2 rRNA genes are annotated in these 1,964 nt (G+C 49.5%); both read left to right on the top strand.

The window, feature by feature from the left end:
• Window positions 1-1,598, top strand: a 23S ribosomal RNA gene (locus A3766_RS08385); the annotation flags it as partial.
• A gap of 167 nt (window positions 1,599-1,765) precedes the next feature.
• A 5S ribosomal RNA gene (gene rrf / locus A3766_RS08380) occupies window positions 1,766-1,880 on the top strand.
• The last annotated feature ends 84 nt before the right edge of the window (window positions 1,881-1,964 follow it).

The raw sequence follows: 1,964 nt of genomic DNA, 5'->3' as shown, positions 1-1,964 counted from the left end.
AGGGTTCCTGCGCAACGTTAATCGGCGCAGGGTGAGTCGGCCCCTAAGGCGAGGCTGAGAAGCGTAGTCGATGGGAAACAGGTTAATATTCCTGTACTTGTATATATTGCGATGGGGAGACGGAGAAAGCTAAACCAGCATGGCGACGGTTGTCCATGTTTAAGGTTGTAGGCTGAGGACTTAGGCAAATCCGGGTCCTTAAGGCTGAGAACTGATGACGAGATCTCTTTTAGAGATTGAAGTGGTTGATGCTCTGCTTCCAGGAAAAACCTCTAAGCTTCAGATATATAGGAACCGTACCCCAAACCGACACAGGTGGTCAGGTAGAGAATACCAAGGCGCTTGAGAGAACTCGGGTGAAGGAACTAGGCAAAATGGTACCGTAACTTCGGGAGAAGGTACGCCGATTTTGGTGATCAGACTTGCTCTGTAAGCTGAGGTCGGCCGAAGATACCAGTTGGCTGCGACTGTTTATTAAAAACACAGTACTCTGCAAACACGAAAGTGGACGTATAGGGTATGACACCTGCCCGGTGCCGGAAGGTTAATTGATGGGGTTAGCGTATGCGAAGCTCTTGATCGAAGCCCCGGTAAACGGCGGCCGTAACTATAACGGTCCTAAGGTAGCGAAATTCCTTGTCGGGTAAGTTCCGACCTGCACGAATGGTGTAACGATGGCCAAGCTGTCTCCACCCGAGACTCAGTGAAATTGAAATCGCTGTTAAGATGCAGCGTATCCGCGGCTAGACGGAAAGACCCCGTGAACCTTTACTATAGCTTCACAGTGAACTTTGAACCTATTTGTGTAGGATAGGTGGGAGGCTTTGAAACCAGGTCGCTAGATCTGGTGGAGCCATCCTTGAAATACCACCCTGGTATGTTTGAGGTTCTAACTCGGGTCCCTTATCGGGATCGAGGACACTGTGTGGTGGGTAGTTTGACTGGGGCGGTCTCCTCCCAAAGAGTAACGGAGGAGCACGAAGGTGCGCTAAGCATGGTCGGACATCATGCGGTTAGTGTAATGGCATAAGCGCGCTTAACTGCGAGACAGACACGTCGAGCAGGTACGAAAGTAGGTCATAGTGATCCGGTGGTTCTGTATGGAAGGGCCATCGCTCAACGGATAAAAGGTACTCCGGGGATAACAGGCTGATACCGCCCAAGAGTTCACATCGACGGCGGTGTTTGGCACCTCGATGTCGGCTCATCACATCCTGGGGCTGAAGCCGGTCCCAAGGGTATGGCTGTTCGCCATTTAAAGTGGTACGCGAGCTGGGTTTAGAACGTCGTGAGACAGTTCGGTCCCTATCTGCCGTGGACGTTGGAAAATTGAGAAGAGCTGCTCCTAGTACGAGAGGACCGGAGTGGACGAACCCCTGGTGTTCGGGTTGTGTCGCCAGACGCATTGCCCGGTAGCTACGTTCGGACAGGATAACCGCTGAAAGCATCTAAGCGGGAAGCCCCCTTCAAGATAAGTTTTCCCTGGGAATTTAATTCCCCTAAAGAGCCGTTAAAGACTATGACGTTGATAGGCTGGGTGTGTAAGTGCGGTAACGTATTGAGCTAACCAGTACTAATTGCTCGTGAGGCTTAACTATATAACGCCCAAGTGGTTTTATAGTGAATGATTATTCGTACAACGACGGGTAACGCAAATTGGATATGAGTCTTCGTTAGACAGCAGAGATTAAATTAGCTATTACTTGCTATTGTTAAAGACGCAGAATTAAGTGTTGTTGATCAAGTATCAGCAACCGAAGTTTTGCCTGACGACCATAGAGCTTTGGAACCACCTGATCCCATCCCGAACTCAGAAGTGAAACGAAGCATCGCCGATGGTAGTGTGGGAGGTCCCATGTGAGAGTAGGTCATCGTCAGGCTTCTATTAGAAACCCCAGTAGGTCATCCTACTGGGGTTTTTTATTGCCTGGAAGAAAGTATTGTAAGTAACTCACTTTCGTTTT

It is taken from the genome of Oleiphilus sp. HI0132, from assembly GCF_001635845.1.
Note: the sequence above shows the minus strand (reverse complement) of the source record. Positions and strands in the feature narration are given on the sequence as shown.